Annotated in this window: 3 protein-coding genes; 2 read left to right on the top strand and 1 reads right to left on the bottom strand. The window is 63.6% G+C overall.

Annotated elements, in window-relative coordinates:
* Positions 1 to 737 (top strand): AAA family ATPase (locus EN925_RS29485; RefSeq protein WP_128337124.1); only part of this gene is annotated, 737 nt, incomplete at its 5' end.
* Between the two features lie 231 nt (positions 738 to 968).
* On the top strand, positions 969 to 1,928 hold the full coding sequence (locus EN925_RS29480; RefSeq protein ID WP_127388249.1) for a DUF1402 family protein: 960 nt from the start codon (positions 969 to 971) through the stop codon (positions 1,926 to 1,928).
* A 119-nt stretch (positions 1,929 to 2,047) separates the two neighbouring features.
* Here the strand turns inward: EN925_RS29480 and EN925_RS29475 are convergent.
* On the bottom strand, positions 2,048 to 3,192 hold a 1,145-nt coding region (locus tag EN925_RS29475; RefSeq protein ID WP_128337123.1), incomplete at its 5' end, for an FAD-dependent oxidoreductase.

Raw genomic sequence — 3,192 nt, 5'->3', positions numbered from 1 at the left:
TCAACGACATGCTGTCGAAGGCGATGGGCGGCAAGAAAACCAAGATGCGCAAGACGACGGTGAAGGAGTCCTACGACCTGCTGGTCAATGACGAGTCCGACAAGCTGCTCGATCAGGACGAGGTGGTGCGCCGGGCGCTCGATGCCGCGGAAAACGACGGCATCGTCTTCCTCGACGAGATCGACAAGATCGCGGCGAGATCGGACATTTCCGGCGGGCCCTCGCGCGAAGGCGTGCAGCGCGACCTGCTGCCGCTGGTCGAAGGCACCACGGTGGCGACCAAATACGGACCGTTGAAGACGGATCACATCCTGTTCATCGCCTCCGGCGCCTTCCACGTCTCGAAGCCGTCCGACCTGTTGCCGGAATTGCAGGGCCGCCTGCCAATCCGCGTCGAACTGCGGGCGCTGGAGAAGGACGATTTCGTGCGCATCCTAACCGAGACCGAGGCCAGCCTGATCAAGCAGTATATCGCGCTGATGAAGACCGAGGGCGTCGAGTTGACCTTCACCGAAGACGCCATCGATTCGCTCGCCGGCATCGCCGTCGATCTCAACGCCAGCGTCGAGAACATAGGCGCCAGGCGCCTGCAGACGGTGATGGAGCGGGTGCTGGACGAAATCTCCTACGATGCGCCCGACCGCAACGGAACGAGCGTCACTATCGACGCCGCCTATGTCGAAAAGCATGTCGGCGATCTGTCCAGGAATACCGACCTGTCGCGGTTCATCCTTTAAACGACGGCGCCGAAACGTTCCGGCGCCGGTCCAGGCAACATTTTCCGGCAAGCAAAATCATGTGTGGCCAGATGGTACCATCTGGCCACCTTTCGTCCTGCCGGGTGAAGGGGCGCTCTCGACTCGACCAAGAGCTTTACCTAGTTTGCGCGGCAATTCTCGATCTCTTGGTTGACGCAATTCCGGAAAACCGTTTCACACTTTTCCTGGAATTGCTTGGGCGGCGGGTGCATGAAAAAACTGATCCTGGTCATTCTCGGCTTGACGCTGGCGGCGACGCTGTTCGCCGCCGAGGCAGCGACATTGGTGCCGCCGGGAAATCGCAATGCCGTGCAGCCCGACATTCCCGGCGCCTCCAGCCGGCGCACGCAGGCGACCAACACCAGCTTCCAGGCGAAGTACCGCAAGGTCTATGCCCTGCTGCAGAACGACGCCGAATTGCGCGGCAAGATCAGGAAGGCGGCGGCCGCCTACGGCATCGATCCCCTGCACATCGTCGGCGCCATCGTCGGCGAGCACACCTACAATGTCGATGCTTATGACCGGCTGCAGACCTACTATGTCAAGGCGATCTCCTATCTCTCCAGCAAGCTGTCCTTCGCCTATGACGGCGAGGACATCACCGACTTCGTCCAGCGGCCGGAATTCAAGAAATGCACGGGGATGTCCGACAGCTACGATCTGTGGGAATGCCGCGAACAGGTGTGGAACCGTTCGTTTCGCGGCAAGTCGGTCGGCGGGACCAGCTTTCCCGACGACCGCTTCGGCGCCACCTTCTTCCAGCCTTATTATGCCGGCCAGACCTTCGGCCTCGGCCAGCTCAATCCGCTGACCGCCCTGCAGATGAGCGATCTGGTGCACAAGGTTTCGGGCCTGCCCAAGCTCGACGTCGGCGATCCCAATTCGGTCTACAAGACCATCATGGATCCCGACCTGACGCTGCCCTACGTCGCCGCGACGATCAGGAAATCGATCGATGCCTATAAAAGCATTGCCGGCTTCGACATTTCGGGCAATCCCGGGCTGACCGCCACGCTCTACAATGTCGGCAATCCGGAGCAGCGCGCTTATGCCCTGAAGGCGGAGAACGACAGGCGCCGCGCCGCCGGTGAGCCCGAAAAGCTGCCGGAAGAGAATTATTATGGTTGGCTGGTGAACGACAAACTGCCGGAGCTGAAGGCGCTGTTTTAGGGCTGGGGTTCAGAGCCTTTACCTGCCCCTTGTAGGGCAGGTCGGACCGAAGGTTAGGGGCGGTGCCGCACTCCCATCCCGCAGCTGCGCAGCGGCCCCCAAAAAGGGGGAGCGTAGGCTCAGGCCGCCAACAACGACTTCAGCTTCACGTCCTGCGAGCCCAGCGCTTCCGGCGCCGGCTTGGCGCGCTTGGCGATCAGCATTTCGGCCAGCCTGATGTCGCGGGCGACCGCGTTGCCGGGGCCGATGCCGCTGGCCGCGACCAGCCTGCCGTCTTCAGCCAAATGGAAGAGGATGAAGGCGCCGTCGCCGAGATCGCGGCGCACGGTGTTTTTGCCCTCGTCGGAGAGCCCGGCGATCTGCAGGGACAGACCATATTGATCCGACCAGAACCACGGCACCGCCGCATGCGCCTCGCCGGCGCCGAGCATGTTCCTGGCCGCCAGCGCGCCCTGTTCCTGGGCGTTGCGCCAGGCTTCCAGCCGCACGCGGCGGCCGCCATAGACGGCGAGCGGAAACGAGCAGCAATCGCCGGCGGCAAAGATGTCGGGATCGCTGCTGCGCAGCTCGGCATCGACTGCAATGCCATTGTCGATCGTCAGCCCCGCTTCGGCCGCAAGCCCGGTCACCGGCACGGCGCCGATGCCGATGATCGCGAGGTCGGCTGATATCTCCCGTCCGCCGGCAAGGGTGACGCGAACCTCGTTGCCATCGTCGGCGATGGACGCGATGCCGTCGCCGCACAGGATGTCGACGCCCTCGGCGACATGCGCCTCATGGATGATTTCCGCGACCTCCGCCGGCACGCCGCGCATCAAGATGCGAGGCTGCGCCTCGATGACGGTGACCGCGGCACCGAGCTTGCGAGCCGCGGCGGCGAGTTCGAGGCCGATAAAGCCGCCGCCGATGATGGCGATACGGTTGCCGGGGGTGAGATGCGCGCGAATGGCGAGCGCATCAGCGAAGGTTCTGAGATAGACGCAGCGCGGACCCAGGCCCGGCATCGGCAGCTTGCGCGGCGTCGAACCGGTTGCCAGCAGGAGCTTTTCGTAAGGCAGGACCGATCCGTCCGACAGGCGCACAGTATGCGCCGTGCGGTCGATCGCGACGGCCTGGACGGAATGGACATGCCGGATCGACTTCTCGGTCAGAATTGCGTCGCTGGCGATCGCCTTGATCCCGGGCGCATCGCTGGCCATCGCCTCCTTGGACAGAGGCGGGCGCTCATAGGGCAGATGCGGCTCGTCGCCGACCAGCGTCACCG

Source organism: Mesorhizobium sp. M7A.F.Ca.US.006.04.2.1, from assembly GCF_004022915.1.
Taxonomy (GTDB): Bacteria; Pseudomonadota; Alphaproteobacteria; order Rhizobiales; family Rhizobiaceae; genus Mesorhizobium; species Mesorhizobium ciceri.
Note: the sequence above shows the minus strand (reverse complement) of the source record. Positions and strands in the feature narration are given on the sequence as shown.